The 24,484-nt window shown below is 69.5% G+C and carries 24 protein-coding genes; 8 read left to right on the top strand and 16 right to left on the bottom strand.

Features of this window, described 5'->3' with window-relative positions; genetic code table 11:
• Nucleotides 1–12: 12 nt before the first annotated feature.
• The 3 genes from WA670_RS36775 to WA670_RS36765 all read left to right on the top strand — a co-directional run bounded on the left by WA670_RS36775 (nt 13) and on the right by WA670_RS36765 (nt 2,029).
• Complete coding sequence (locus tag WA670_RS36775; protein ID WP_037815775.1) at nt 13–474, top strand: low molecular weight protein-tyrosine-phosphatase; 462 nt, start codon at nt 13–15, stop codon at nt 472–474.
• A 48-nt stretch (nt 475–522) separates the two neighbouring features.
• On the top strand, nt 523–1,353 hold the full coding sequence (locus WA670_RS36770) for an SURF1 family cytochrome oxidase biogenesis protein (protein WP_037815776.1): 831 nt from the start codon (nt 523–525) through the stop codon (nt 1,351–1,353).
• A gap of 67 nt (nt 1,354–1,420) precedes the next feature.
• On the top strand, nt 1,421–2,029 hold the full coding sequence (locus tag WA670_RS36765; protein ID WP_336160863.1) for an FMN-binding negative transcriptional regulator: 609 nt from the start codon (nt 1,421–1,423) through the stop codon (nt 2,027–2,029).
• Nucleotides 2,030–2,033: 4 nt separating this feature from the next.
• Here the strand turns inward: WA670_RS36765 and WA670_RS36760 are convergent, their stop codons facing one another.
• On the bottom strand, nt 2,034–2,933 hold the full coding sequence (locus WA670_RS36760) for a cobalamin biosynthesis protein CobD/CbiB (RefSeq protein ID WP_336160861.1): 900 nt from the start codon (nt 2,931–2,933) through the stop codon (nt 2,034–2,036).
• A gap of 25 nt (nt 2,934–2,958) precedes the next feature.
• Nucleotides 2,959–3,642, bottom strand: coding sequence for a FadR/GntR family transcriptional regulator (locus WA670_RS36755; RefSeq protein WP_037815780.1), 684 nt, complete (start codon nt 3,640–3,642; stop codon nt 2,959–2,961).
• Nucleotides 3,643–3,768: 126 nt separating this feature from the next.
• Between WA670_RS36755 and WA670_RS36750 the strand changes: the two genes are divergently transcribed.
• The 4 genes from WA670_RS36750 (at nt 3,769) to WA670_RS36735 (ending at nt 6,569) form a co-directional block, all read left to right on the top strand.
• On the top strand, nt 3,769–4,263 hold the full coding sequence (locus WA670_RS36750; protein ID WP_336160859.1) for a gluconokinase: 495 nt from the start codon (nt 3,769–3,771) through the stop codon (nt 4,261–4,263).
• Complete coding sequence (locus tag WA670_RS36745; protein WP_037815783.1) at nt 4,260–5,627, top strand: GntT/GntP/DsdX family permease; 1,368 nt, start codon at nt 4,260–4,262, stop codon at nt 5,625–5,627. Before WA670_RS36750 ends, WA670_RS36745 begins: the two co-directional genes overlap by 4 nt.
• Nucleotides 5,628–5,721: 94 nt before the next feature.
• A complete protein-coding gene (locus tag WA670_RS36740) occupies nt 5,722–6,063 on the top strand; it encodes an ArsR/SmtB family transcription factor (protein WP_037816373.1) in 342 nt (113 codons plus the stop codon).
• A complete protein-coding gene (locus tag WA670_RS36735) occupies nt 6,060–6,569 on the top strand; it encodes an SRPBCC domain-containing protein (protein WP_238608479.1) in 510 nt (169 codons plus the stop codon). Before WA670_RS36740 ends, WA670_RS36735 begins: the two co-directional genes overlap by 4 nt.
• Nucleotides 6,570–6,921: 352 nt before the next feature.
• On the opposite strand, the gene WA670_RS36730 is transcribed toward WA670_RS36735, so the two are convergent.
• From WA670_RS36730 to WA670_RS36675, 12 genes are all read right to left on the bottom strand, one after another.
• On the bottom strand, nt 6,922–7,902 hold the full coding sequence (locus WA670_RS36730) for an N-acetylglucosamine kinase (protein ID WP_336160856.1): 981 nt from the start codon (nt 7,900–7,902) through the stop codon (nt 6,922–6,924).
• Nucleotides 7,899–9,164 carry a 6-phospho-beta-glucosidase gene (locus WA670_RS36725; protein WP_336160854.1) on the bottom strand — a complete coding sequence of 422 codons (1,266 nt, stop codon included), beginning with the start codon at nt 9,162–9,164 and terminating at the stop codon, nt 7,899–7,901. Before WA670_RS36725 ends, WA670_RS36730 begins: the two co-directional genes overlap by 4 nt.
• Nucleotides 9,161–10,051 (bottom strand): carbohydrate ABC transporter permease, encoded by an 891-nt coding sequence (locus WA670_RS36720; protein ID WP_336160852.1) that lies wholly within the window; start codon nt 10,049–10,051, stop codon nt 9,161–9,163. Before WA670_RS36720 ends, WA670_RS36725 begins: the two co-directional genes overlap by 4 nt.
• Complete coding sequence (locus WA670_RS36715; RefSeq protein WP_037815791.1) at nt 10,048–11,037, bottom strand: carbohydrate ABC transporter permease; 990 nt, start codon at nt 11,035–11,037, stop codon at nt 10,048–10,050. The genes WA670_RS36720 and WA670_RS36715 overlap by 4 nt, the downstream gene beginning before the upstream one ends.
• Nucleotides 11,034–12,410, bottom strand: a complete 1,377-nt coding sequence (locus WA670_RS36710) for an extracellular solute-binding protein (RefSeq protein WP_043834947.1) — start codon at nt 12,408–12,410, stop codon at nt 11,034–11,036. Before WA670_RS36710 ends, WA670_RS36715 begins: the two co-directional genes overlap by 4 nt.
• A gap of 25 nt (nt 12,411–12,435) precedes the next feature.
• Nucleotides 12,436–13,632, bottom strand: a complete 1,197-nt coding sequence (locus WA670_RS36705) for an ROK family transcriptional regulator (protein ID WP_037816374.1) — start codon at nt 13,630–13,632, stop codon at nt 12,436–12,438.
• A gap of 325 nt (nt 13,633–13,957) precedes the next feature.
• Nucleotides 13,958–14,965 (bottom strand): NAD(+) diphosphatase, encoded by a 1,008-nt coding sequence (nudC, locus tag WA670_RS36700; protein ID WP_134734157.1) that lies wholly within the window; start codon nt 14,963–14,965, stop codon nt 13,958–13,960.
• Nucleotides 14,965–16,356, bottom strand: coding sequence for a M16 family metallopeptidase (locus WA670_RS36695; protein ID WP_134668894.1), 1,392 nt, complete (start codon nt 16,354–16,356; stop codon nt 14,965–14,967). Before WA670_RS36695 ends, nudC begins: the two co-directional genes overlap by 1 nt.
• Nucleotides 16,353–17,645: a M16 family metallopeptidase gene (locus WA670_RS36690; RefSeq protein ID WP_043834952.1), complete on the bottom strand. Its 1,293-nt coding sequence runs from the start codon at nt 17,643–17,645 to the stop codon at nt 16,353–16,355. The genes WA670_RS36695 and WA670_RS36690 overlap by 4 nt, the downstream gene beginning before the upstream one ends.
• Nucleotides 17,646–17,654: 9 nt before the next feature.
• The gene (locus WA670_RS36685; RefSeq protein WP_336160848.1) at nt 17,655–19,175 is read right to left on the bottom strand and encodes a DUF2207 family protein; all 1,521 of its coding nucleotides are present in this window, start codon (nt 19,173–19,175) and stop codon (nt 17,655–17,657) included.
• On the bottom strand, nt 19,172–20,275 hold the full coding sequence (locus tag WA670_RS36680) for a hypothetical protein (RefSeq protein WP_336160847.1): 1,104 nt from the start codon (nt 20,273–20,275) through the stop codon (nt 19,172–19,174). The genes WA670_RS36685 and WA670_RS36680 overlap by 4 nt, the downstream gene beginning before the upstream one ends.
• 4 nt (nt 20,276–20,279) lie before the next feature.
• Entirely contained in the window at nt 20,280–21,128 is an 849-nt protein-coding gene (locus WA670_RS36675) for an RDD family protein (protein ID WP_336160845.1), read from the bottom strand.
• Nucleotides 21,129–21,179: 51 nt separating this feature from the next.
• On the opposite strand from WA670_RS36675, the gene WA670_RS36670 reads away from it, so the two are divergent.
• Nucleotides 21,180–22,184, top strand: coding sequence for a stage II sporulation protein M (locus WA670_RS36670; protein ID WP_336160843.1), 1,005 nt, complete (start codon nt 21,180–21,182; stop codon nt 22,182–22,184).
• A gap of 57 nt (nt 22,185–22,241) precedes the next feature.
• Here WA670_RS36670 and WA670_RS36665 read toward each other — a convergent pair whose 3' ends face one another.
• Together WA670_RS36665 and WA670_RS36660 are read right to left on the bottom strand one after the other, a co-directional pair.
• Complete coding sequence (locus tag WA670_RS36665; protein ID WP_336160841.1) at nt 22,242–23,522, bottom strand: DUF58 domain-containing protein; 1,281 nt, start codon at nt 23,520–23,522, stop codon at nt 22,242–22,244.
• The gene (locus tag WA670_RS36660; RefSeq protein WP_107051104.1) at nt 23,523–24,473 is read right to left on the bottom strand and encodes an AAA family ATPase; all 951 of its coding nucleotides are present in this window, start codon (nt 24,471–24,473) and stop codon (nt 23,523–23,525) included.
• Between the last annotated feature and the right edge of the window lie 11 nt (nt 24,474–24,484).

Below are 24,484 nucleotides of genomic sequence, written 5' to 3'. Positions count from 1 at the left end.
AGACTGCGAACCATGCCCAAGCTGGTGTTTGTCTGCTCCGGGAACATCTGCCGCTCCCCGATGGCGGAGCTCGTCTTCCGCAAGAAGCTCGCCGACGCGGGTCTCTCGGACGCCGTGCGCGTGTCCAGCGCGGGTACGGGTCCGTGGCACGTCGGCGAGGCGGCCGACCGGCGGGCGCGCGCCACGTTGAAGGCGCACGGCTACCCCACCCAGCACATCGCGGCCGAGGTCAGCGACGAAGACCTCGAAGCCGACCTGCTGCTCGCCGCCGACGAGAGCCACCTGGGCTTCCTGCAGTCGCGCGTCCAGGACCCTTCGCGGGTGCGGCTGCTGCGTTCGTTCGACCCGTCCGCTCCGGAAGGCGCCGAGGTGCCGGACCCGTATTACGGCGGCGACGACGGCTTCGACGACGTGCTCGGGATGATCGAGCGGAGCGTGCCGGGACTGCTCGACTGGGTCCGCGAACAGGCGTGACGTCCGGTCCGGGTGCGCGCACGGAACGCGACGGCCTACCGTAGAGGGGTGCGGTTGCGGTTTCTGCTCCGGCCGGGGTGGCTGGCGTTGACAGTGGTGGTGTTCACCTTCGCCATCTGCTGTTACACGCTGCTGGCCCCGTGGCAGTTCCGCCGCGACAACGAGCAGGTCACCCAGAACAACGCGCTGACCACGTCGTTCACCGCGAAACCCGCGCCCGCGGCGCAGCTGTTGCCGCCCGGGACGAAGCCGGACAAGAACACCGAGTGGCACCTCGTGACGATCACCGGCACGTACCTGCCTTCGGCCGAGGTTGTCGCGCGGCTGCGCACTGTGCAGGGCCAAGGCGCGTACGAGGTCCTCACGCCGCTTCGCGCCACCGACGGCACTGTGTACCTGATCGACCGCGGCTACGTGGGGCTCAGCAGTGACTCCGGCGTGCTTCCGTACGCGGCGGCACCGGGCGGACAGGTGACGGTCGTCGCGCGCGTGCGAAGCGACGAGACGGACCCGAAGAACCGCGACGCGTTCGCCGACGCGTCGACGAACGGGAAGCTGCAGAGCTACACCGTCGACTCGCGCGTGGTGGCGAAGTCTTCCGGCCTCACGATCCGGCCCGGGTACTTCCAGCTCGACCAGAACCAGCCCGGCGTGCTCAGCCCGCTGCCGCTGCCGCAGCTCGAATCGGGCCCGTACTTCTCGTACGCGCTGCAGTGGCTGGCGTTCGGCACGATGGCGTTGCTGGGCTGGCTGTACTTCACGATCCGCGAACTGCGTCCGGGCGGCGCGCTGACGACCGAGCGCCCGCAGCGCGGCCGGCGCAAGTCCGTCGCGGAGATGCTCGCCGAGGACGAGGACGAGTACACGCCGACCGCCTAAGTGGCCTGGTCGTTTCTCGGGAAAATGGCTCTTTGTCGGGGCCACTTGCGGCGCTGATACTGACGGCATGCTGATCCACCCCTGGGACGCCGCGGACGAGAACGAATGGCGGGAATGGCTCGCCGGACACGATTTCGGCGAATTGGTCGCCGGCGGCCGCGGCCGCGATCTCCCCGTGGTGGCGCCGACGCACTTCGTCTTCGACGGCGACGCGACCGTCCGCCTGCATCTCGCCCGGCCGAACCCGGTGTGGCCGCTGCTGGAGGAACATCCGCGCGCCCTGCTGACGGTGACCGGCGACTACACCTACATCCGCTCGGACTGGAACACCGCCGACGATCCCGCGCTCGGCGTGCCGACTTCGTACTACGCGAGCGTGCAATTGGCCTGCGACGTCCGGGTCATCGACGATCCCGAGGAGAAGGCCGCGCTGCTGAACCACCAGCTGGCGCACTTCGAACCGGACGGCAAGCGCACCCCAGTGTCCGCTGTGGACGCTCCGGATCGGCGGCTGCTGCCCGGGATTCGCGGCATCGAGCTGACGGTGACCGAGGTGCGGGCCAAGTTCAAGTACGGCGGGAACAAGAAATCCGAAGACCGGCAGCGGATCAGCGCACAGCTGTCCGAACGGGACGGTTTCAACGACGCGGAAGCCATCGCGCACCTGAAACCCTGACGGCTCAAGGGTTTCGGCGGCGCACCCCGGTCAACACCGCCACGACCACCGACGTTCCCGCGGCCAGCCAGCCGACCACCCGGGACAGCTCCACCGCGCGCGTCACGTGCCCGGCGTCCGGATTCCGGCCGACCCCGAGCACCGGCAGCTCCACGACCCCCTGCGGGTACTCGGTCCGCCCGCCGACGCGAATCTCCAGCGCACCGGCGAAAGCCGCCTCGACCCGGCCCGCGTTCGGGCTCGGATGCGCGATCGTGTCCCGCCGCCAAGCCCGCCACGCGCCGCCCGCCGAACCACCGACGACCGGCGCGCCGAGAACCGTCAACGCAGCCGCCACCCGGGTCGGCAGGAGGTGCACGAGTTCGTCGAGCCGGTCGAGGACCCAGTGCCCGGGAAGCAGCCGGCGCAGCAAGCCGATCGTCCGCGCCGCGAGCAGCCCGGGCACGCCCGCGACCGCGCCCCACAGCAGCGGCGTGACGACCACTTCGGACGTGTTCTCGGCCAGAGTTTCCACCGACGCACGGGAAAGTCCGATCGTGCTGAGGCTGTCGGTGACGCGCGGGTCCAGTTCGGACAGTGTGTCGCGCGCGGGTTCGAGTCGGCCTTCCTCGAGATCGCGAGCGAGCTCCGTGCCCTGCGTCGCCAGCCCGGCCGCGCCGACGACCGCCCAGGTCGCCACTGCCGTGGTCGTCGCTTGCAGCACCGGGCTGCGGCGGCCGGTCCGCTCGACCAGCACTCCGGCCGCGACCGCCGCGCCCGCGATTCCCAAGCCTGCCGCACGTCGTGCCCCCGTGGCGGCTACGACCTGCCGGAAGGCGGTGACCGGCGGACGTCGCCGCGGGTCGCCGAGTGCCCCGTCTGCGGCCAAACCGAGAATCAAGCCGATCGCGCGCGCCGCGCTCACCTGTAGCCCCCCGAACGTGGACGATTCAGTCGCCGAGATTACTCGACACCGCGGCGGCGATTTCCTCGCGTGCCTGCTCCACGATGTCGCGCATCGCGCGTTCGGCGCGAGCCGCGTCGGCGAGGTCGATCGCTTCGGCGACCTCGACGTGCAGCGCGACCGCCTCGGGCTGCGGTTCGTCCGGCATCAGGCCGTGCCCGGTGCGGCCGGCGAGCACTTCGGCGACCACTGAGGACAGCTGCGCGAACATCGGATTCCGCGACGCGGACAGCAGCAGATCGTGGAATGCGACGTCGTGGCCGAGGAAGGCGTCCAGGTCGCGAGCCCGCGCCGTGCGCTGGAGATGCACCGCCAGCGCACGCAGCCGTCCGCGTTCCTCCGGGGTCGCCCGGAGCGCGGCGAACCGCGCGGCACACGGTTCGACGGCCGAACGCAGCTCGGTCAGCGTGCGCAGCGCGGTCGGCCGGTCGGCTCCGTCGAGCTGCCAGCGGATCAGCCTCGGGTCATAGTGGTTCCACTCGGCCGGCTCGCGGACGGTGACCCCGACGCGGCGGCGGCTGCTGGTCAACCCCATCGTCTCGAGGACCCGGACCACCTCGCGGGCGACCGTCCGCGACGCCCCGTACCGCTCCTGCAGCTCCTCCGAGCGCAGCACCGCGCCCGGAGCCAGCTCGCCGCTCGCGATGGCCGCGCCGAGCTCGTCGAGCATGTCCTCGTGCCGATCATTCCCCACCGGCCCAACCTAACCCTCTGACTCGATTAAGTACTACTTCTTCTTGATTAAGTAGTACTTTTGAGTTTGACTCTCCAGGGCACAAAGACGTGGGAGGTGCGCATGACGGTCATCGTGGTGATGGGCGTATCGGGCTCGGGCAAGACGACAGTCGGCACGGCGCTCGCGAAGGAACTCGGGACCGGGTACGCCGAAGCAGACACCTTCCACCCGCGAGCGAACATCGAGAAGATGACCGCCGGGCACCCGCTGAACGACGAGGACCGGGCACCGTGGCTCGCCGCGATCGCGGAGTGGATCGGCAAGCATCACGAAAACGGCGCCGTGGTCAGCTCGTCCGCGCTGAAACGGCGCTACCGCGACGTGCTGCGCGGCGGCGGGGACGTGTGGTTCCTGCACCTGCAAGGCTCGCGCGACCTGCTCGCCGAGCGAATGAAGACCCGCAGCGGCCACTTCATGCCGGTTTCGCTGCTCGATTCCCAGCTCGCCGACCTCGAACCGCTGGAAGCGGACGAGCCGGGAGCGACCTTCGACATCAGCCGCCTGCCCGCCGACCTCGTCGCGTCGGCGCTGAAAGCGTTCCAGGAGCGCGCATGACCGCCCTCGCCGCCGGCTGGACCGGCCACGACACCCGCCTGATCGTCGCCACGGTGCTCGCCATCGCCGTGATCGTGGTGCTGATCAGCAAGGTGAAACTGCATCCGCTGCTCGCGCTCACGCTGGGCTCCGGCGTGCTCGGCCTGGTCGCCGGGATGCCGATCGACAAACTGCTGAAGAGCTTCACGAACGGCGTCGGCAGCACCGTCGCGTCCGTCGGCGTGCTGATCGCGTTCGGGGCGATGCTGGGCAAACTGCTCGCCGATTCCGGCGGCGCGGACCGGATCGTCGACACCGTGCTCGGCCGGGTTCGCGGTCCGGGGCTGCCGTGGGCGATGGCGCTGGTGGCCGCGCTGATCGGGTTGCCGATGTTCTTCGAGATCGGCCTCGTGATGCTGATCCCCGTGGTGCTGCTGGTCGCCAAGCGCAGCGGGAAACCGGTGCTGCTGCTGGGAATTCCGGCGCTGGCCGGCCTGTCGGTGCTGCACGGCCTGATCCCGCCGCACCCCGGCCCGCTGGCCGCCGCCGGTTCGCTGAACGCCAACGTCGGCCTCACCCTGGGGCTGGGCCTGCTGGTCGGCATTCCCACGGTGATCATCGCCGGCCCGCTGTTCGGCCGTCTCGCCGCCAAGATGGTGCCCGACGCCGCTCCGCCCGCCCGGCTGGTCCCCGAATCCGAGGGCACCGACGAAAAGCACCGCCCGAGCTTCTTCGCGACGCTGGCCACGGTGCTGCTGCCGGTGGTCCTGATGCTGGCCAAGGCGCTGGCGGACATCTTGGCGGACAAGGGAAACCCGGCGCGCCGCGTCCTGGACTTCATCGGCGACCCGCTCGTCGCGCTGCTGCTGGCGGTCCTCGTCGGCATGGTCGTGCTGGGCCGCCCGGCACGGCTGAACCGGGAACGCCTCTCGTCGATCATCGGCGACTCCCTCGGCCCGATCGCCGGGATCGTGCTGATCGTGGCCGCGGGCGGCGGGTTCAAGCAGACCCTCGTGGACGCCGGGGTCGGCGACGTGATCACCAGCCTCTCCAAGGGCGCGGACCTGTCCCCGCTGCTGCTCGGCTGGCTGGTCGCGGTGGCGATCCGCCTGGCGACGGGCTCGGCCACGGTCGCGACCGTCTCCGCGGCGGGCATCGTCGCGCCGCTGGCCGCGACGCTGGACCCGACGCACAACGCACTGCTGGTGCTGGCCATCGGCGCCGGGTCGCTCTTCTTCTCGCACCTGAACGACGCCGGATTCTGGCTGGTCAAGGAGTACTTCGGGATGTCGGTCGGCCAGACGCTGAAGAGCTGGTCGGTGATGGAAACGGTGATCTCGGTGGTGGCGATCGCGTTGATCCTGCCGCTGGGCGCGTTGCTTTAGCGCTCCCCCTCCGGCCGCTGGGTTTCCCTCCGGGGAAGCTCAGCGGCCGTTCTTCTAGTTGACATGTGACCTTTTGGTCACCTATTCTCGGTGCGTGCCCGACGAGGACCTGGTTTTCAAGGCTCTGGCGGATCCGACCCGCCGGTTCCTGCTCGACCTGCTCTACGAGCGCGACGGCCGCACGCTCACCGAGCTGGAGTCCGAAGTGGACATGACCCGGTTCGGGGTGATGAAACACCTCAAGCTGCTCGAGGAGGCCGAGCTGGTCGTCTCGCGCAAGGAGGGCCGGGAGAAGCGGCATTTCCTGAACCCGGTCCCGATCCGCCAGATCCACGACCGCTGGATCGACAAGTACACCGCACACCACACCGCGGCGCTGCTGGACCTCAAGGCCCAGCTCGAAGCCGAAGAATCCCAGAAGGAGCCCGGACCATGAGCGACACCACGACCGTGCTGGTCAACCGCGTCTACATCAAGGCCTCCCCGCAGGCGGTGTGGGACGCCGTCACCAAGCCGGAATGGACCGCGAAGTACGGCTACACCGGCCTGGCCGAGTTCGACCTCAGGCGCGGTGGCAAGCACCGCGCCAGGCCGACTCAGGAGTTCATCGATTTGGGCGTCACCAACGATCTCCTCGACGGCGAAGTGCTCGAGGTCGATCCGCCGCGCAAGCTGGTGATCACCTGGAAACTGCAGATGGACCCGAGCCTCGTGGCCGAGCCGTACACCACGCTCACCTACGACATCGAGGAAACCCAGACCGCCGGCACCCGGCTCACCGTCACCCACGACGTCACCGGCGCGCCGAACCACGCGGCGCTCGTGTCCGGTCAGCACGAAGACATCAACGCCGGCCCGGGCGAGAACGCGGGCGGCGGCTGGGCGTGGGTCCTGTCCGACCTGAAGTCCGTCCTGGAGACGGGCAAGAACCTCACCGCCTGAGGCGAGGCAGGGGTGGCTGCTTTCGGGCAGCCACCCCAAACTCACGCGCGTTGCGTCGCGGCCTTCAACGCAGCCTTCGCGAAGTCGGAAGCCCCGAGCTTGTCCAAACCGAACAGCGCGGCACCGACCACCGGGTTCACCTCCACCACCCGCACCTACGCCCGCAGGGCGACTTTCAGGCAGCGGCGCTCGTGTCCGGTCAGCACGAGGACATCAACGCCGGCCCGGGCGAGAACGCGGGCGGCGGCTGGGCGTGGGTGCTGTCCGACCTGAAGTCCGTGCTCGAGACGGGCAAGAACCTCACCGCCTGAGGCGAGGCAGGGGTGGCTGCTTTCGGGCAGCCACCCCAAACTCACGCGCGTTGCGTCGCGGCCTTCAACGCAGCCTTCGCGGAGTCAGAAGCCCCGAGCTTGTCCAAACCGAACAATGCAGCACCGACCACCGGGTTCACCTCCACCACGCGCACCTGCGCCCGCGGTGCCACCTTCAAGCAGCGGCGTTCGATGTCCGCGATCACCGACGCGCCGACCCCGGTCAGCACGCCGCCGCCGAGGATGACCTCGGGGGCCGACGTCGTGAGGTCCAGGCGGCGCATGATCGCGGCCACCAGCAGGCTCACTTCCTCGGCGAACCGCGTCACCACGTCCTGCGCGACCTCGTCGCCGGCCGCGGCTACCTCGAACAGCAGCGGGCAGAGGCCGTGGATCGAGGCGGCATCGATCTCCTCGAAGTGCAATCCCTGCACCACATCCAGCAGTGTCGAGGCACCGTAGTACTCCGCGACCGCCGATTCCAACGCAGTCCGCGGACCACGACCGTCCTCGGCACGGACGGCCCACCACAGGGCTTCCTCACCTAGCCGGTAGCCGCCGCCCCAGTCGCCGGAAACCTTGCCCAGCGCGGGAAAACGGTAGGACCGGCCGTCCGGGGCGAAGCCAGCGCCGTTGATTCCGGCACCGCACACCACCGCTACCCCGGTGCCGTCGGAGCTTCCCGCTCTCAGCAGCGCCAGCACGTCGTTGCCGACGTCCAAAGTGGAACTCCACCCGCGCGCCGACAGAGCCTTGTGCAGCGCCGCTTCTTCCCGGGAGAAGTCGAGGCCCGCCAGGTACGCCGAGGTGTGCACGGCGAACGGCGGTTCAGCGGGCAAGCCGCCGGAGCGGAGGGCTTCCTGGACAAACTCCTCAAGTGCGGCAACGCATCCGTCGACTCCGACCCGCTGGGGAGAAACGCCGGGGCCGCGGGAAGCGCCGAGCACGACGCCGTCCCGCGAAACCACCAGCACCTCGGTCTTGCTGTTCCCCCCGTCGATCGCGACGACGGTGTCGCTCATGCCCGCGCCCAGGGCAGGAAATCCCGGTTGCGTGCGACGAGTTGGTCCGCGAGCTGGTCCGCCTTGGTGTACTGGCCGACCAGCGGGTGCGCGAGCAGCGCGTCCGCGACCCGATCCCGGCCGCCCTTGATCGCGGCGTCCAGAGCCAGGTACTCGTACGCGGTGACCCCGGCGATCAGCCCGGCGAACCGCGGGTCCACCGGAGACTGCGGAATCGGGGTCGCGCCCGCGGAATCCACAGTGGACGAAACCTCGATCACCGCGTCGTCCGGGAGGAAATCGAACGTGCCGTTGTTGCGGACGTTCACCACGTGTTCCTCGGCGGCACCGCCCGAAGTGAGCGCGTGCACGAGCTGCACCGCCGCCTCCGAGTAGTAGGCACCGCCGCGCTTCTCCAGCGATTCCGGCTTCGTGACCTGCTCCGGGTCGAGGTAGATCTTCAGCAGTTCTTCCTCGACGTCGCTGACCACCTCGGCGCGCGGACGCTCGGTCTGCTGCTTCGCGACCTGCGCGTCGTGCGAGTAGTAGTACTTGAGGTAGTACGACGGCACGGCCTGCATCCGCTGCATCCACTCGACCGGAACGCTGACCTCCTCGCCGAGGTATTCCGCGTGCTGGGCAAGGAGTTCCGGCAGCCGGTCGACGCCGTCGACCAGGACGCCGCGTTCCCAGCTCAGGTGATTCAGTCCAGTGTGGACCAGCTTGACGTCGCCGGTCGAAGCGCCGAGCAGCTTCGCGAACTTGCGCTGCAGGTTGATCGCGACGTTGCACAGGCCGACCGCGCGGTGCCCCTCCTGCAACAGCGCGCGGGTGACGATGCCGACCGGGTTGGTGAAGTTGACGATCCAGGTGCCGTCGCCGGCGACCTTGCGCACCCGCTCAGCGATGTCGAGCACCACCGGCACCGTGCGCAGCGCCTTCGCCAGGCCGCCCGCACCGGTCGTCTCCTGGCCGACACAACCGCACATGTGCGGGAACGTCTCGTCCGACGCGCGCGCCTTCTGACCTCCGACGCGCAGCTGGATGAGGACCGCCGACGCGCCGTCGACGCCTTCCTCCAGGTTCGCCGTCGTGCGCACGCGGGCCGAATGCCCCGCGTGGTTCAGCAGCCGCTGGCTGAAATCGCCGACTGCCTCGACCCGGTAGGCGTCCGGGTCGATCAGCACGATCTCGTCGACGTCGAGCGAGGCCCGCCGTCCGGCGATGCCGTCGATCAGCTCCGGCGTGTAGGTGGACCCACCGCCGACCACTGCCAGTTTCATCCCTTGACTCCCGTGAACGTGATGCCCTTGACGAACGACTTCTGCGCGAACACGAACAGCACGATCACCGGCAGCATGATCAGCGCGGTGGCGGCCATCGTGAGGTTCCATTCGACGTGGTGCATGCCTCGGAAGGACGCGATCGCCAGTGAAAGCGGCCAGTTGTCTTTGTTCTCGCCCGTGTAGAGCAGCGGGCCGAAATAGTCGTTCCAGGTGAACAGGAAGCAGAACATCGCGGTGGCCGCGATCCCCGGCTTCGCCATCGGGATCAGCACCCGCGTGAGCACCCGGAACTCGTTGCAGCCGTCGATCTTCGCCGCTTCCAGGTAGTCCTTCGGAATGGTGAGGAAGAACTGCCGCAGCAGGAAGATCGAGAAGGCGTCGAAGAAGAAGTACGGCACGATGAGCGGCACCAGCGTGCCGGTGAACCCGAGCCGCACCCACAGGTCGTACAGCGGGACGACGGTGACCTGCGGCGGCAGCATCATCGCGACCACGACGAGCATGAAGCACAGGTTCTGCCCGCGCCACCGCAGTTTCGCCAGCCCGTACGCCGCCGGGATCGCCGAGACCAGCGCCCCGATCGTCGCCAGCGCCGAATACAGGAAGCTGTTGCCGAAGTACTCCAGCAACGGGGCCTTCCGGAACACCTCGACGAAGTTCTCGAAATGCCATTCGGTGGGCCACAGGCTGGACGTCATCGCCTGGTCGCTCTTCATCACCGAGGTGAGGAAGACGAACAGCAACGGCAGCATGAAGATCACGCCGAGCGCGATGCCGACCGCGTGCGTGGCCACAAAGGACAGTTTCTTGTCCCAGCGCCGCTTGAACTTCTCCCGCGGATGCACCGGAGCAGCCGGACGCGGCGGTGCCGAAAGCGTCGTCATGCTCCGTCCTCCTGATGTTGCGTCTTACGCATCTGCCGCACCAAAATCCACGTGAACCCGGCTGAGACCAGGAACAGCAGCACGGCCATCGCCGCCGCGTAACCCATGTTGAAGTACCGGAAACCCTGTACGTACAGCCAGATCGGATACGTCAGCGTCGAGTTTTCCGGCGCACCGATCAGTTTCGAGTTCCCCGCGACGTCGGCGGTGCCCGCGGAAGCGGACGCGGCGACGATTGCTTGGGTGAAGAACTGCAGTGCGTAGATCATCGAGTTGACCACGCCGAACAGCAGCACCGGGGAGATCGACGGCAGCGTCACGTGCCAGAACCGGCGCACCGGGCCGGCCCCGTCGAGTTCCGCGGCCTCGTACTGCTCCTGCGGGACGTCCAGCAACGCGGCCAGGATGATGATCATCAGCTCGCCCGAACCCCACAGCGCGAGCAGAGTCAGCGCGGGCTTCGACATTTCCGGGCTGTTGAACCACAATCCGCCGTCGATGCCCACGAACCGCAGGAACCGGTTCACCGGACCGAATTCCGGGTTGAACACGAAGACGAACGCGAGCGTCGCGGCCGCCGGCGGGGCGAGCGCGGGCAGGTAGCAGAGCGTGCGGACGATGCCGACGCCCGACTTCAGCCGCGAAATCACCGACGCGACGCCGAGCGAGAACAGCACCCGGCAGACGGTCAGGATGATCACCAGCCACAACGTGTTGTACGCGGCGGTTTTCACCAGCGGCTCGCTGGTGAACATGCGCACGTAGTTGTCGAACCCGATCCACTGCGGAGGGTTGATCAGGTCGTAGCGGGTGAACGAGTAGAACAGCGTCGCGCCGAGCGGGTAGGCGAAGAAGATGAGGAACCCGATGGTCGCCGGCGCCATGAACCAGAACACCGTGCGCCTGCGCTTGGCCCGGGGAGACCCCCGCCGCGCCTGGTTCGGCGCGGAGGGGGTTCCGGTTTCCGCTGCGGTCAGCGTGGTCATCCGCCGGCGCCCTTCTGCGCCAGTTCGTCGTTGATCTGCGCGTCGACCTTCTTGAGGCCCGCGTCCAGATCAGGCACCGACCCGGCCTGCCACTTCTCGGCGAAGTCGTTGACCGCCTTGAGGAACGCGTCGCCGATCGGCGTCGTCGGGTTGGCGACCAGCTTGCCGCTGTTGTAGATGTCGGTGAAGGTCTTGAACTGCGGCGGCATCTTCAGGTTCGGCGAGTTCAGCGAATCCTTCGTGCTGGGCACGTTGTTCAGGCCGTTGGCCATCTCGACGAGGGTGTCGGTGTCGAGCGAGGCCTGCTTGATCAGCTCCCACGCCGCGCCGGGGTTCTTCGCGCCCTTCGGGATCGCGATGATCGTGCCGGTGCCGAACCCGCCGCCGTACTGGCCGGCCAGGCTGTCGAGCACCGGCGCGGGCGCGGTGCCGTAGTCGAGCGAGGGCACCTGGTCCTTGATGAACGCGGTGCGGAATTCGCCGTCGTAGATCATCGAAAGCTTGCCGGTCTGGAAACCGTTGTCCTTCGAGTATTCGTCACCGAGGCCGGCCTTGAACTTCTCGACCTTCTCGTGCCCGCCGTAGAAGTCGATGAGCTTCTTCTGGAACTGGAACATCTCCTTCCAGCCGGGGCTGGAAGCGAGCGACGATTTCCCGTCCGGGCCCATGAACTTGGCCCCGAAGTTCGGCGCCCAGTACTGCGCCTGGTTGGCGTAGAACGGCATCGACGGCAGGAAGCCCGCGGTCTTGATCGAACCGTCCGGGTTGAACTCGGTGAGCTTCTTGACGTCCTCGAACAGTTCGGTGGTGTTCTTCGGCGGGCCGGCGATGCCCTTGGCCGCGAACTGCGTCTTGTTGTAGAAGAATCCGTACACGTCGGCGAGCATCGGCATCGCGCACCGCTTGCCCTGGTACGACGTGTAGTCGCGGACCGCCTGCGGGATCTGCTCGAGGTCGATCTTGTCGCGCTCGATGTAGGGCTTCAGGTCCTGGAAGCTGCCGGTCGAGCACCACGCGCCGAGGTTGTCGGTGTAGAACGAGATCGCCACGTCCGGCGGGTTGCCGCCGCGGATCGACTGGGTGAGCTTGTCGTCGTCCTGGTTCCCCTCGTGCTTGATGGTGATGTTGGGGAACTTCGCCTTGAGCTTGTCCAGCGCCTTCGTGACCACGCCGTACTCGCGGTCGGTGAACTTGCTGTAGACGGTGATGGTGAGCTTGTCGTCCTTGTTCGGCGGGGCCGCGGCGTCACCGCCGCCTGCGGGCGCGGCGGCGCCGCACGCGGCGGTCGCCAGCAGCGTGCTCGCCGCGAGAGCGCTGAGCACCAGGGATCCGCGCTTGCGCGCGAGACCCCGGATGCGGGTGGGAGCGGACATGAACCCTCCTGTCCATCGGGTGGGTCTACTCGGTCGGGGACGGGGCTTGCTCTCCGGCGGACCGACGCGGCCCGAGGAGCGTGGGGGTGACGACGCCGAAGACGTCCTCACGGGCGGTGGCGAGCGCGGACTGCAACGCACCGGCGCGCACCGCGTTGCCCTGCACCGAAGCGACGCCGACCGGCGTGCGCGGCAGGACAAGTTCGTGCAGTTTTTCCGCGACGATTCCGGCGAACTCGTCGCCGCCGGCGCGGCTGGTCTCGCCGCACAGCAGGATGAGCTGCGGGTCGGCGACCGCGACGAGGCTGGCGACCCCGCTGGCGACGCGCCGCGCGAGATCGTCCAGGAACCCTTGGTGGGCAACGCGTCGTGCCTGGGTGACGGCGTCCCATCCGCTGTCCGCGGAGATGCCGTGCGCCTTGGCGAGCCGGACGATCGCGGACGAGTCGACCAGGTTGCCGTACCGGGCTCCGGCCGAGGGCCAGCTGTCGCCAGTGTCCACAGTGGCCGGATCGGGGACGCGCATCCAGTCGATCTCCCCGCCGCCACCGGTCGCGCCGCGCAGCAGCCGCCGTCCGATGACGACCGCGCCGCCGACGCCCTCGGACAGCCACACCAGCACGAAATCGTCGACGTCCTGCGCGTTACCGACGGTCATTTCCTCAACGGCGACAAGGTTTACGTCGTTTTCGATCTTGACCGTCACGCCGAGTTCGTCGCTCAGCCGCTTCGGCACGTTGAACCCGAGCCAGCCCGGGATGTGCGGTGCCGAGGACAGCAATCCGGTTCGCGGGTCGAACGCGCCCTGCGCGCCGATGACCACATTGGCCAGATCGTCGAGCTGCATGCCCGCGGCCTTGGTGACCCGGCGCAGCGCCTGCCCGAACGAGCCGACGACATCGGCGTCCTCGGCCACCGGAAGCTGCACGCGGTACTCGGCGAGCACTGCCCCGGCGACGTCGGCGACCACGAAGTCCGCGACCCGCGGGGTGAGGTCGACGGCCGCGACGTGCGCGAGGGCGCCGTTGACCGCCCACAGCTGGGCGCGCGGCCCGCGTCCGCCGCCGGCGCGCTCCCCGGCTTTGCCGACGAGATTGTCCTGCTCAAGGCGGGTAAGCAGCTGCGCGGTGGCGGGTTTGGACAACCCGATGGCGGCCTCCAGCTCGGCCCGCGTGAGCGGCCCGTTCCGCAGCAACGCCTCGATCGCCGCGCGGTCGTTCATCTCGCGCAACGTTCGCGGACTGCCGGCTCGCACCTGGCTGCTCCTTTATTAGGAAACTTTACAGACGGTTTTCCGGGACTGTAGTGAGCGCGGCCACACGGCGTCAATGGGCTCGGGAAACAGCGCGGTAACGGCTTGATACCGCGGGATGTCCGCGCTGGGCGCAGGGTGACCAGGCGAACGCGCAGGGTTGGCCGAGGCGGACCGCGGGCAGGGCGTGGTCCGGGGCGGGGAGGCCGCAACGCAACTGGGCCTCGTGAGTGGCTAGACCGGTTAGAACCGGCGTCGCCGCTCACGAGGCCCAGAGGCTCGCATCGCGGGAGAGTTACTCCTCGGCTTCCGCCCACGCTTTCAACATCACGCGGGCGATCGACGAGTTCCCCGGCAGCAGCAGATTCGACGCGCCACCGGCGATCGGCGTCGGCACTCCGGTTCCGGCGTTGCGGAACGCGGCCCGGACGTCCTCACGGGACACCCACAGCGCTTCCTCGATCTCGCCCTCGGCCGGGACCAGCGGCGCGTTGCGGTCCGCGCGCGCGGTGAAGCCCAGCATGATCGAGCGCGGGAACGGCCACGGCTGGCTGCCGAGATACCGCACGTCCCCGACCTCGATCCCGGCCTCCTCGCGGATTTCGCGGACGACGCAGCCCTCCAGGGACTCCCCCGCCTCCACGAATCCGGCGAGCACCGAGTACCGGTCCGGCGGCCAGATCGGCTGGCGCGCGAGCAGCACGTGCGAACCGTTGACGCCGTCGAGGTCGTGCACCAGGCAGATCACCGCCGGGTCGGTGCGCGGGTATTCCTCGTGTCCCTTGGCTTCGCAGCGGCTGGCCCAGCCGAACTGGATCAGCTGCGTCGGCGAGCCGTCGCGGGTGCAGAAGCGCGACTGCCGCCGCCAGTGCCGCAGCGCCTGCGCGGTGGTGAACAGCCCGGCCGACGTGTCGTCCAGCTGCTCGCCGTAGCCGCGCAGTTCGACCCACAGCTCGCCGTTGGCGCGCGGGACCTCTTCGATCACGCCCCAGCTGCCCGCCAGCCGGACGCTGTCGACGTCGCCCTCGATGGAGCCGGGCAGCGACCAGTAGTCGACGTCCTCCCACTCGCCGAGGAACACCGCGTCGGCGGGCGGTTCGGTGCCGAAGTCCATCGCCTTGCGGGTGGCCAGCGATGAGCCGCCCTCGAGGACCGGCGTGCGGCCGGTGTCGTCGAGCAGCACCACGCGGGCTTCCGACCATTTCGCGGCGAGCCGCTCCGGGTTGGTGCGCAAGGTTTCCTGCCGGTCCACTGTGGAACGCGACAGGGTCGGCAGTGCCCCTAGTTCGAACGGAACGCTCATCAGTCCTTCTCGCTGGTGGAAACTCCGAGCGCGGCCAGCTTCGGCGTGAGCAGGTCCGCGTCGCCGACCACGACTCCGGTGAAGCGGCCCGGCGCGAAGAACTCCGCCGCGGCTTCGGCGACCTGCTCCGCGGTGACCGCCGCGAGCCGCTCCGGGTGGCTCTGCAGCCATTCGATGCCGAGGCCGTTCGAGGCCAGCGCCATCAGCTGCCCGGCGAGCCCGCCCTGCGACGACGTGCCGGTGACGAGCGAGCCCATCGCGTACTGCCGCACCGATTCGACCTCTTCGGCCGTCGGCGGCACGGTGCCGAGCCGGAACAGCTCGTAGCGGGTTTCCAGGTACGCCGCCGCGGTGACCTCGTTGGCGGTGTCCGCGTCCACATTGACCACTGCGGTGTCGCCGGTGAACTCGAAACCGGAGTGCGCGCCGTAGGTGTATCCCTTGTCCTCGCGGATGTTTTCCACCAGCCGCGAGGAGAAGTACCCGCCGAACGCCAGGTTCGCCAGCTGCAGCGCCGGGTACCGCGGGTCGACGCGCGGCACCGTCTGCGCGGACAGCCGGATCTGCGACTGCACCGCGCCGGCACGCGGAACCAGCAGGACGTTGCCGCCGGTCAGCGCGGGCAGCGGCGGCAGCACCACGGCCGAACGGTCCGACTTCCAGCCGCCGAGCGCGCGCTCCAGTTCGGCCGGAACCTCTTGCGGGTCAAGGTCTCCGACCAGCACGAGCACCGCACCGCGCGGCAGCACCGAAGCGTTGTGCAGCGCGCGCACCTGCTCGGGAGTCACCTCGGCGACGTCCTCGGCCTGCGGGACCTCGCGGGTCGCCGGGTGGTCGCCGTACCGGTGCTTCTGCAGTGCTTCGCGCGCGATGGTGCGCGGCTGCGTCCGCGACACCGCGATGCGCTCGATCAGCCGCTCCCGCTCGCGCGCGACCTCCGCGTCGCCGTACGTGGCTCCGGTGAGCACGTCGCCGAGCACGTCCAGCAGCGTCGGCAGACCGTCGGACAGCGCGGTGCCGCCGAAGTACAGCCGCTCCGGGTCCACGCCCGCGTTGAGGTCGCCGCCGATCAGCGCGACCTCGGCGTCGATTTCCACCCGGTCGCGCCGCGCGGTGCCGGTGAGCACGGTTTCCGCGAGCACCTCGGCGGTGGCCGCGTGCATCCGGTCCTCGCCCGCGAACGGGATCCACAGCCGCAGTTCGACCATCGGGACGCTCGCCTTGCGCACCGCGAGCACGCGCAGCCCGTTGGACAGCGTGGTGTCCACATGGGACAGATCCGCGGCGGCGCGCTGGTGCCCCAGCGCGGGCAGCGGCCGCGGTCCGGCGGCGGTGCGGCCGATCTCCTCGGCGCTGCGGTGTGCGGCTTTGACCTGTTCAGCCGAGGTCACTGTTCCGTCCCTTCGGTGCTTGCGGGCTTCACGACGAGCACGGCGCGCGCGTCCGGGCGCAGCGCCTTCGCCGCCGCCGACACAGCCTCGCCGGAGACCGCGGACAGGCGGTCGGCGAGCTGGTAGACCAGCGACGCGTCGCCGTAGAGCAGTTCGAACGCGCCGAGCGCCAGGGTGCGCGACACGAGCCGGTCGTGCTCCGCGTGCAGGCTCGCCGCCCAGCGCGCGGTGACCTTCTTCAGCTCCTGGTCGTCCGGCGGCGTGGACGCGAGCTTCTCCAGCTCCTCGTCCAGCGCGGCCAGCACGCGCTCGCGCGGCACGTCCGGCGGGTGGATCGCGGTGATGGTGAACGTGTCCGGATCGCGCGCCTCGAACGGGCCGAAGAGCCCGGCGCCCGCGCCGACGTCGACCACCAGCGGTTCGACGTGCACCAGCCGCTGCTGCAGCCGCGAACCGTCACCGTCGGTGAGCACGCCCGCCAGCACCAGGTACGCGAGGTAGCCGTCGAGGTCGTTGATCGGGTCCGGCATCCGGTAGCCGACGGCCAGCGCGGGCAGCGGCGCGTGCGGGTCGGTGTGCTCGCCGTTCAGCTGCGTGGTGGGCAGCGGCTCGGAGAACGACGGACGGACCGGGGCCGGCCGGTGCGGGACGTCGCCGAAGTGCTTCTGGACCAGCGCCTTCGCCTCTTCCACCGCGAAGTCGCCCGCGACGGTCAGCACCGCGTTGGCCGGCGAGTAGAAGGTGTCGAAGAAGGCGGCGCAGTCGTCCAGCGTCGCGCCCTCGAGGTCTTCGAAGGCGCCGTAGCCGTCGTGCGCGTTGGCGAAAGTGGAGTACAGCACCGGCGGCAGCAGGATCCACGGGAATCCGCCGTACGGCCGGTTGCGCACGTTCAGCCGGATTTCCTCCTTGACGACCTCGATCTGGTTCGCCAGGTTCTCCGCGGTCAGCTTCGGCGCGCGCATCCGGTCGGCCTCGAGGAACAGCGCGCGTTCCAGCGCCGCGGCGGGCAGCACCTCGTAGTAGTCGGTGTAGTCCGGGTGCGTGGAACCGTTGAAGGTGCCGCCGCTGGACTGCACGTGCCGGAAGTGCGCCAGTTTCTCCAGGCTTTCGCTGCCCTGGAACATCAGGTGCTCGAAGAGGTGCGCGAAACCGGTCAACCCCTCCGGCTCGGAGCGGAAGCCCACGTCGTAGTGCACGCTGACCCCGACCACCGGCGCGGTCGGGTCAGGAGCGAGCACCACGCGCAGACCGTTGTCGATCGTGAAACGGAAGAGCTCGGGATCGGCCATGCCTCCACCCTACGCAGGCGCGGGCGTCTTCGGCTCGTCCGGTCGGAGGTCCCTCACGCCCTCGAACGCGACGGTCAGTGCGGTCACGAATCCGCTGGTCCGCGCCAACGGCACGGCGTCCTCGCCGGAGCTGCCGTACCAGTACGCCGACAGCGAACAAGCGTTAACTAGCCAAGCGTCTGCTTCCCCCAGCGCGTACGCGTACGGGAGCGCGCGAGAGCCGAGCAGTTCGTCGTCCGGCGCTTCCATCGTGCGCAGCTGTGCGTTAAGGCCGAGAAGGCGGTCTCGGAGGTCCAGTCCGGCCTTCGTCCGCTCCGGCAGGAGACGCGCGGCTGCCGTCACCACGATGCCGGTGGCGAGAAGCACCAACCCGAGTTGTGCGTAACCGACGGTGAAGGCCAGCAGGACGGTGAGGAAAACGCCGTACCCACATAGCCGCGGGCCGATCTTCGACAGTCGCTTCGGGGAGCGCCAGCCGCGACGGACAGTGTCGGCGGCTAGTTCGCGTACGCCCGCTTCGCGGACTTCGGCGAGCGTCGCGGCTTCGCCGGGCACGGCGGCTGTGTACACCGCGCGCTCGAAGGCCGTGAGGTGTTCGTCGGGTGGGTTGCGGCGTACGAGGACCCAGTTGCGCGGGCCTTCTTCGCTGATCCATAGGTAGTTACGGACGCATAGGTCCAGCACTGTCGCGGCTAGGTCGACGGAGCTGACGCGTCCGGTGAGAAGCAGTCCTACGTGCCCGGGGAGCACGCCGTCGGGCGAAGAGAAGCGGCCGTTGTCGAGAAGCTGTACGGGGGTGGCGTGGCCGGGCTGTTGGTCGCGTCGGCGGCGTACGTACACCGCGACGGCACCGGCGATCGACAGGACGGCGAAGGCCAGCCACGACCACCACACTGGCGCGGTCGCGGCGAAGGGACCGCTGGGGATGAGCTTCTCGGTCGCGGTGACGGTGCCGCCGGGGAGTTCGGCAGTCAGCTGTACGCGGGAGCCGGGCTCGAGTTTCGGCACCGAGACGCGGGTCAGGCCGGAGTGGTCGATCTGCGCGGCACCGCAGCGGGTCGTCGAACCGGGCGGACCGGCGAGGCAGCTGAGCGCGTCCGGGATGGCGGGCGCGGCGAAGGTCGCGCGGACCAGTTCGAGCCGGGTGTCCCAGCCGCCCGCGACGTCCCAGGTCACATGCTCGACGCCGAGGCTCGTGCCGACCGCACCGTCCACTGTGTACCGGAGCACGGACGTTCCGCCACGCAGATAGAAGGTCACCTGGTCGTTGCCGGATTCGGCGTTGCCCGCGCCTTCGATGCTGATGTCGCGGATTCCCAGCACGCGGTCGTTGGCGCGCAACGGAATGGTGCGGGTCATAGAGGTGTCGCGCGGCACCGACACTGCCTCGGTGACGGAGAGGCTGCCGTCGCGCTGGACCTTCAGGGCTACTTCGACGCTCTGCGGCAGACCGGGCAGCGACGGCTGGTCTTGCGCCGCAGCGGGTGTCGCGGAGAGGAACGGGATCAACAGCAGCGCGGCGAGTTTCATTGCGCGGACACCGCCGAGCGTCGTTCGGCCATGGCTTGGATCGCGCCGATCTCTGCCGCCAACGGTGATTCGCCTCGTCCGGCAGGAGTCCCCAGCGCGCGGCCACGGCGGGGTTGAACCAGCGGAGCGGCGGCGAAGGTGGCGATTCCAGCGATCAGGAGCGCGACGCCGATCAGCGCCTCGCCGACGGTGAGGGCGAGGACGACGGTCGTCACGATGCCCGCAGCGGCAAGGATGAGCCCGGCCCAGCGGACGAGCGGTTGCCTCGCGGACAGCCAGCCTTGGCGATGCGCTTCGGCGTCGAGAAGGGCGCGCAGCTCATCCTGATCCGGCCGTGCGGCAGCGAGCGGACCCGGCGGGAAGGCGGTCTTGACTGCCTGCTCGAACGGCGTGAGCGGATCGGCTTCGCCATGGCTGACCTGTCCGTCGACGATGTGCAGATGCCCGCGAGCGACGAGGTCGAGGACCGTGCCGGTGAGGTCGAGTTCGCCGCGCGGCCGGGTGCGGCGACGCAGCACGCTGGCACCGACGAGCAGGTAGAGCACTAACGCGAGACCACTGAGGACGGTCGGAAGTCCTGGCGCGAAAACAGCCAGCGGTCCAGTCGGGACAAAGCGGGCGTTGTCCGGCAACGGTCCGGTTTGGACCGCCAGATCGATCCGTTCCCCTTGGAGCAGACCGTTCTGTTCGGCATGCGCTCCCCCGCTCCGGAGTTCGGAAAACGTGCATTGCCGCGACGATCCCGGTTGACCGGCGTAACAATCCGCAGTGGACACTTCCGGCCCGTTGAAGGCGGCGGTGACCCGATCGACCGTCCGATCCCAGCCCCCGGTGAGCTGAAACCGGACCTGCCCAGCCGCGACCGCACCGTCCACTGTGTACTTCACGGTCGCCGGCCCGGTGACCGTGACCGTCGTTCCGTCGGCGGCAGCGGCACCGGAGACCTGCAGATCGGTGATCGAGTAAAGCCGGTCCTCGTCGTCGGTGACCGGGACGCGTTCGGCGATGCGGTGGACGGCTGGGGCGTCGGTGATGATGCGCTCGATGACCGTGAGCTGACCGTCCTGCGCGGTGGTGACGGTGACGTCGTCGGCGAGCATGTCCTCAGCTCGGCGGGGTGAAGGGGTTGTCGGATTTCGGCGGTGCGGGAGGCTGGACCGGCGGCGGAGCGGAGGCGGGCGGGCCGTACTGCATCGGCGCGAGCCGGGCGTGGTCGCGGTTGCGGCGTTCGGCCAGCACCGCGGTGAGGAAGACCCACGGCGGCATCCCGTACGGCATCGGCACCCCGATCGCCGCGGAAACCTGCTGCGCCAGGCCGAAACCGAGCGACGCGGCCGCTTCCGGGCGCAGTTCGTGGTAGCGGCCGAGGTACTGGCGGGCGGCCATGGCGAGGTCGTCGGTGAGGCCGCTGAGATCGAAGTGCGCGGCCCACGCCTCCAGACCGGGCGGCACCACGAGAATCGCCTGCGCGGATTGCGGCACGCGTTCGCGGATCACCAGGGTGCCCGCGAGGTAGTCGCCGACGCGCCGGCCGTTCGACGACGTCAGCGACACGATGACGGCCACCGCGCCGAGGAAGCCGAGCGCCCAGAAGTCGACGAAGAAACCGGCGAGCGCGCGGGTCAGCGCGTGCCGGAAGCTGATCGGGCCGCCGTCGAGGCGCACCACGCGCAGGCCGAGCGCGAGTTTGCCGAGCGAACGGCCGCGGCTGAGCGTTTCGAACAGCACCGGATAGCCGATCACCACCAGCACGAACACGGTCAGCATCAGCGCCACGGTGAGCGCCGAGTCGAACGACCCCGCGGTCAGCATCAGCGCGACGAGCACGAGCAGCAGCAACGCGGCCTGGACGAGGACGTCGAGCAGCATCGCGACCGCGCGGCTGGCGAGCTTCGCCACCCGCAGGTCGAGGACGACGGCCTCACCGGTGACGAGATCGGACTCTTCCTGCACGAGGCCAGCGTAGAGCGCCTGCCTCTATCCTGGCGGGAGAGGAGGTGGCCGGTGGACGTCGACGTGTTCGTCGCGGCGCACAGCGCGGAGTGGAGCAGGCTCGGCGAACTGGCCGGACGGCGCAGGCTGACTGGTCAGGAGGCCGACGAGCTGGTCATGCTCTATCAGCGGGCGGCGACGCATCTGTCGATGATCCGCTCGACCGCACCCGACCCGGCCCTGCTGGCGAGGCTGTCGGCGCTGGTCGCGCGCGGCCGTTCGGCGGTCGCCGGTTCGCACAGCCCGGCGTGGCGCGAGGTCGGGCTCTTCTTCACCCACCGCTTCCCGGCCGCGGTGTACCTGAGCCGCCGCTGGTGGATCCCGGCGGCGCTGCTGTCGGTCGCGGTGATGGCGGTGCTGGGCGTGTGGATCGCGGGCGACCCGCAGGTGCGCGCGTCGCTGGTCTCGCCGGACGAGGTGAAAGCGATGACCGCACCCGGCGGCCAATACGAGACGTACTACTCGAACGGCCCAGCGGCGTCGTTCGCGGCGAAAGTGTGGACGAACAACGCGTGGGTGGCGGCGACGTGCCTGTTCCTGGGCGTCGCGCTCGGCCTGCCGGTGATCGCCGCGCTGTGGATGAACTCGCTCAACGCCGGGGTCGCGATCGGCCTGATGTCCTCAGCGGGCCGCGGCGATGTCCTGCTGGGCCTGCTCCTGCCGCACGGCCTACTGGAACTGACGGCGGTGTTCATCGCGGCCGGGACCGGACTGAAACTCGGCTGGACAGTGGTGGATCCGGGCCGCCGGTCGCGCAGCGCGGCGCTGGCCGAGCAGGGCCGTTCGGTGGTGGTGATGGCGCTGGGACTGGCGTGCGTGCTGCTGGTGTCGGGCGTGATCGAAGCGTTCGTGACGCCGTCTGGCTGGCCGACGTGGCTGCGGATCGGCATCGGGGCGGTGGTGGAGCTGCTGTTCCTGACGTACGTGTTCACGCTGGGACGCCGAGCCGCGCTGGGCGGCGAAACCGGGGACGTGGACCGGCGGGTTGCGGGGGACGCGCTTCCCGAAGCTGGGTAGAAGTCCGTGAAGGGCTCCTTGAGGGACCTAGATTCCCTCAAGGAGCCCTTCACGGACCTACAACCGGCCTGCGGCTTTCAGGGCCAAGTAGCGGTCGGCGAGCGCAGGCGGAAGTTCCTCCGGCACCGCGTCCACCACCCCGACCCCGTGCCGGGTCAGCCAAGCCACCGAGGACTCCCGGTCCGCCAGCGCCCGCTCGGCCGCGGCCGCGTCGTAAACCGCCTCCGCGGAACCCCGCGAAGCCGCCATTTCCGCGACCCGCGGGTCCGCCACCGAAGCCACCAGCACCTCGTGCCGTGCGGTCAACGACCCCAGCACTGGGAACAGACCCTCCTGCAACGGTGCCGGTTCCAACCCGGTCAGCAGCACCACCAAAGCCCGCCGACGGGTCCGGCGCAGGACCTCCGCCACCATGCCCCGCGCGTCCGTCTCGACCAGTGACGGTTCGATCGTCGCTAACGCGTTCACCAAAGACGGCGTCGACGCGTTCGGCACCGAAGCCTGCACCCGCCGGTCGTAAGCCACCAGATCGACCCGGTCCCCCGCGCGGGAAGCCAGCGCGGCCAGCAAAAGCGCCGCGTCCATCGCCGCGTCCAAGCGGGGCGCGTCGCCGACTCGGCCCGCCGAAACGCGGCCGGTGTCCAGCACCAGAACGACCTGCCGGTCGCGTTCCGGACGCCACGTCCGCACCATCACGTCCGACGCGCGAGCCGTCGCACGCCAGTCGATCGACCGGACGTCGTCGCCGATGACGTACTCGCGCAAGGAATCAAATTCCGTTCCCTGACCCCGAATCAGCACCGCGTTGCGGCCGTCCAGCTGCTGCAGCCGAGCCAGCCGCGAAGGCAGATGCTTACGGCTGTGGAACGGCGGCAGCACGCGAACCGTCCACGGCACCTCGTGCGAACCCTGCCGCGCGGCCAACCCCAGTGGGCCCACCGCACGTACGGTCACCCGGGCCGCAACACGGTCCCCGCGGCGAGTCGGCAGCAGCGGGGTGACGAGAGCACGCCGTTCGCCGGAAGGAACCGCGAGCGGGTGCCGGTCGTCGGCACCGGCGCTCGGCGGCCAGGCATCCCGCAGCGAACCGCGAACGGTGCGTCCGCCGGGATTCGTGACGGTCAGCGTGACCTCGGCGGGCTCCCCCAGCCGGACGGAAGTGGTGCCGCTGCGCGAAAACCGCAGCGCTCGCACACTCCCGGCAAGGACGAGGTCCACGACGACCAGCACCAGCAGCACCGCGACCACGACCGCGACGCCGGTGCCGGACGGGAACAGCAGCCCGACCACCAGCGCTCCCAGGAGCGCCAGCAGCCCGAGCCGCCCGGTGACGGCCATTTAGCGCGGCACCGGCACGGAAGCCAGCACCCGGTCGAGGACGCCGTCCGCGGTCACGCCTTCGAGTTCGGCTTCGGGCCGCACGTCGAGCCGGTGCCGGAGCGCGGGACGGGCGAGCGCCTTGACGTCGTCCGGCGTCGCGTAATCCCGGCCGGACAGCCACGCCCACGCACGCGTCACGGCGAGCAAAGCCGTTGCGCCACGCGGAGAAACGCCGATGCGCACGGCCGGGAGTTCCCGCGTCGCGCGGCAGAGGTCGACGACGTAGCCGATCACTTCCGGGCCGACGGTCACCTTCGCGACCGCTTCCCGAGCGGCAGCGAGATCCGCCGCGCCAGCGACCGGACGGATGCCCGCGGCGGCGAGGTCACGCGGGTCGAAACCCTGTGCGTGCCGCCAAAGAATGCCGATTTCGTCCTCGCGCGACGGAGCCGGCATGGTCAGCTTCAGCAGGAACCGGTCCAGCTGCGCCTCGGGCAACGGGTAGGTGCCCTCGTACTCCACCGGGTTCTGCGTCGCGACGACGACGAACGGATCCGGCAGCGGACGCGAGGTGCCGTCGATCGACACCTGCCGCTCCTCCATCGCCTCCAGCAGCGACGACTGCGTCTTCGGCGGCGTCCGGTTGATTTCGTCGGCCAGCAGCAGATTCGTGAAGACCGGGCCCTCACGGAACGAGAACTCGCCGCTGTGCGCGTCGTACACAATGGACCCGGTGACGTCGCCCGGCATCAGGTCCGGCGTGAACTGCACGCGTGTCGTCTTCAGGTCCAGCGACGCCGCCAACGCCCGCACCAGCAACGTTTTCGCGACGCCGGGAACGCCTTCCAGCAGCACATGCCCCCGGCAGAGCAACGCGAGGATGAGCCCGGTGACGGCCGCGTCGTTGCCGACCACGGCCTTCCCGACCTCGGTGCGCAACGCGATCAGGGCCGCCCGCGCGTCCTGCATTTGTTCGGTAC

The organism is Amycolatopsis sp. VC5-11 (assembly GCF_037034185.1).
In the GTDB taxonomy this organism is placed as follows: Bacteria; Actinomycetota; Actinomycetes; order Mycobacteriales; family Pseudonocardiaceae; genus Amycolatopsis; species Amycolatopsis nivea.
The sequence above is the reverse complement of the archived record's forward strand: the minus strand, read 5'-3'. Positions and strand labels throughout refer to the sequence as shown.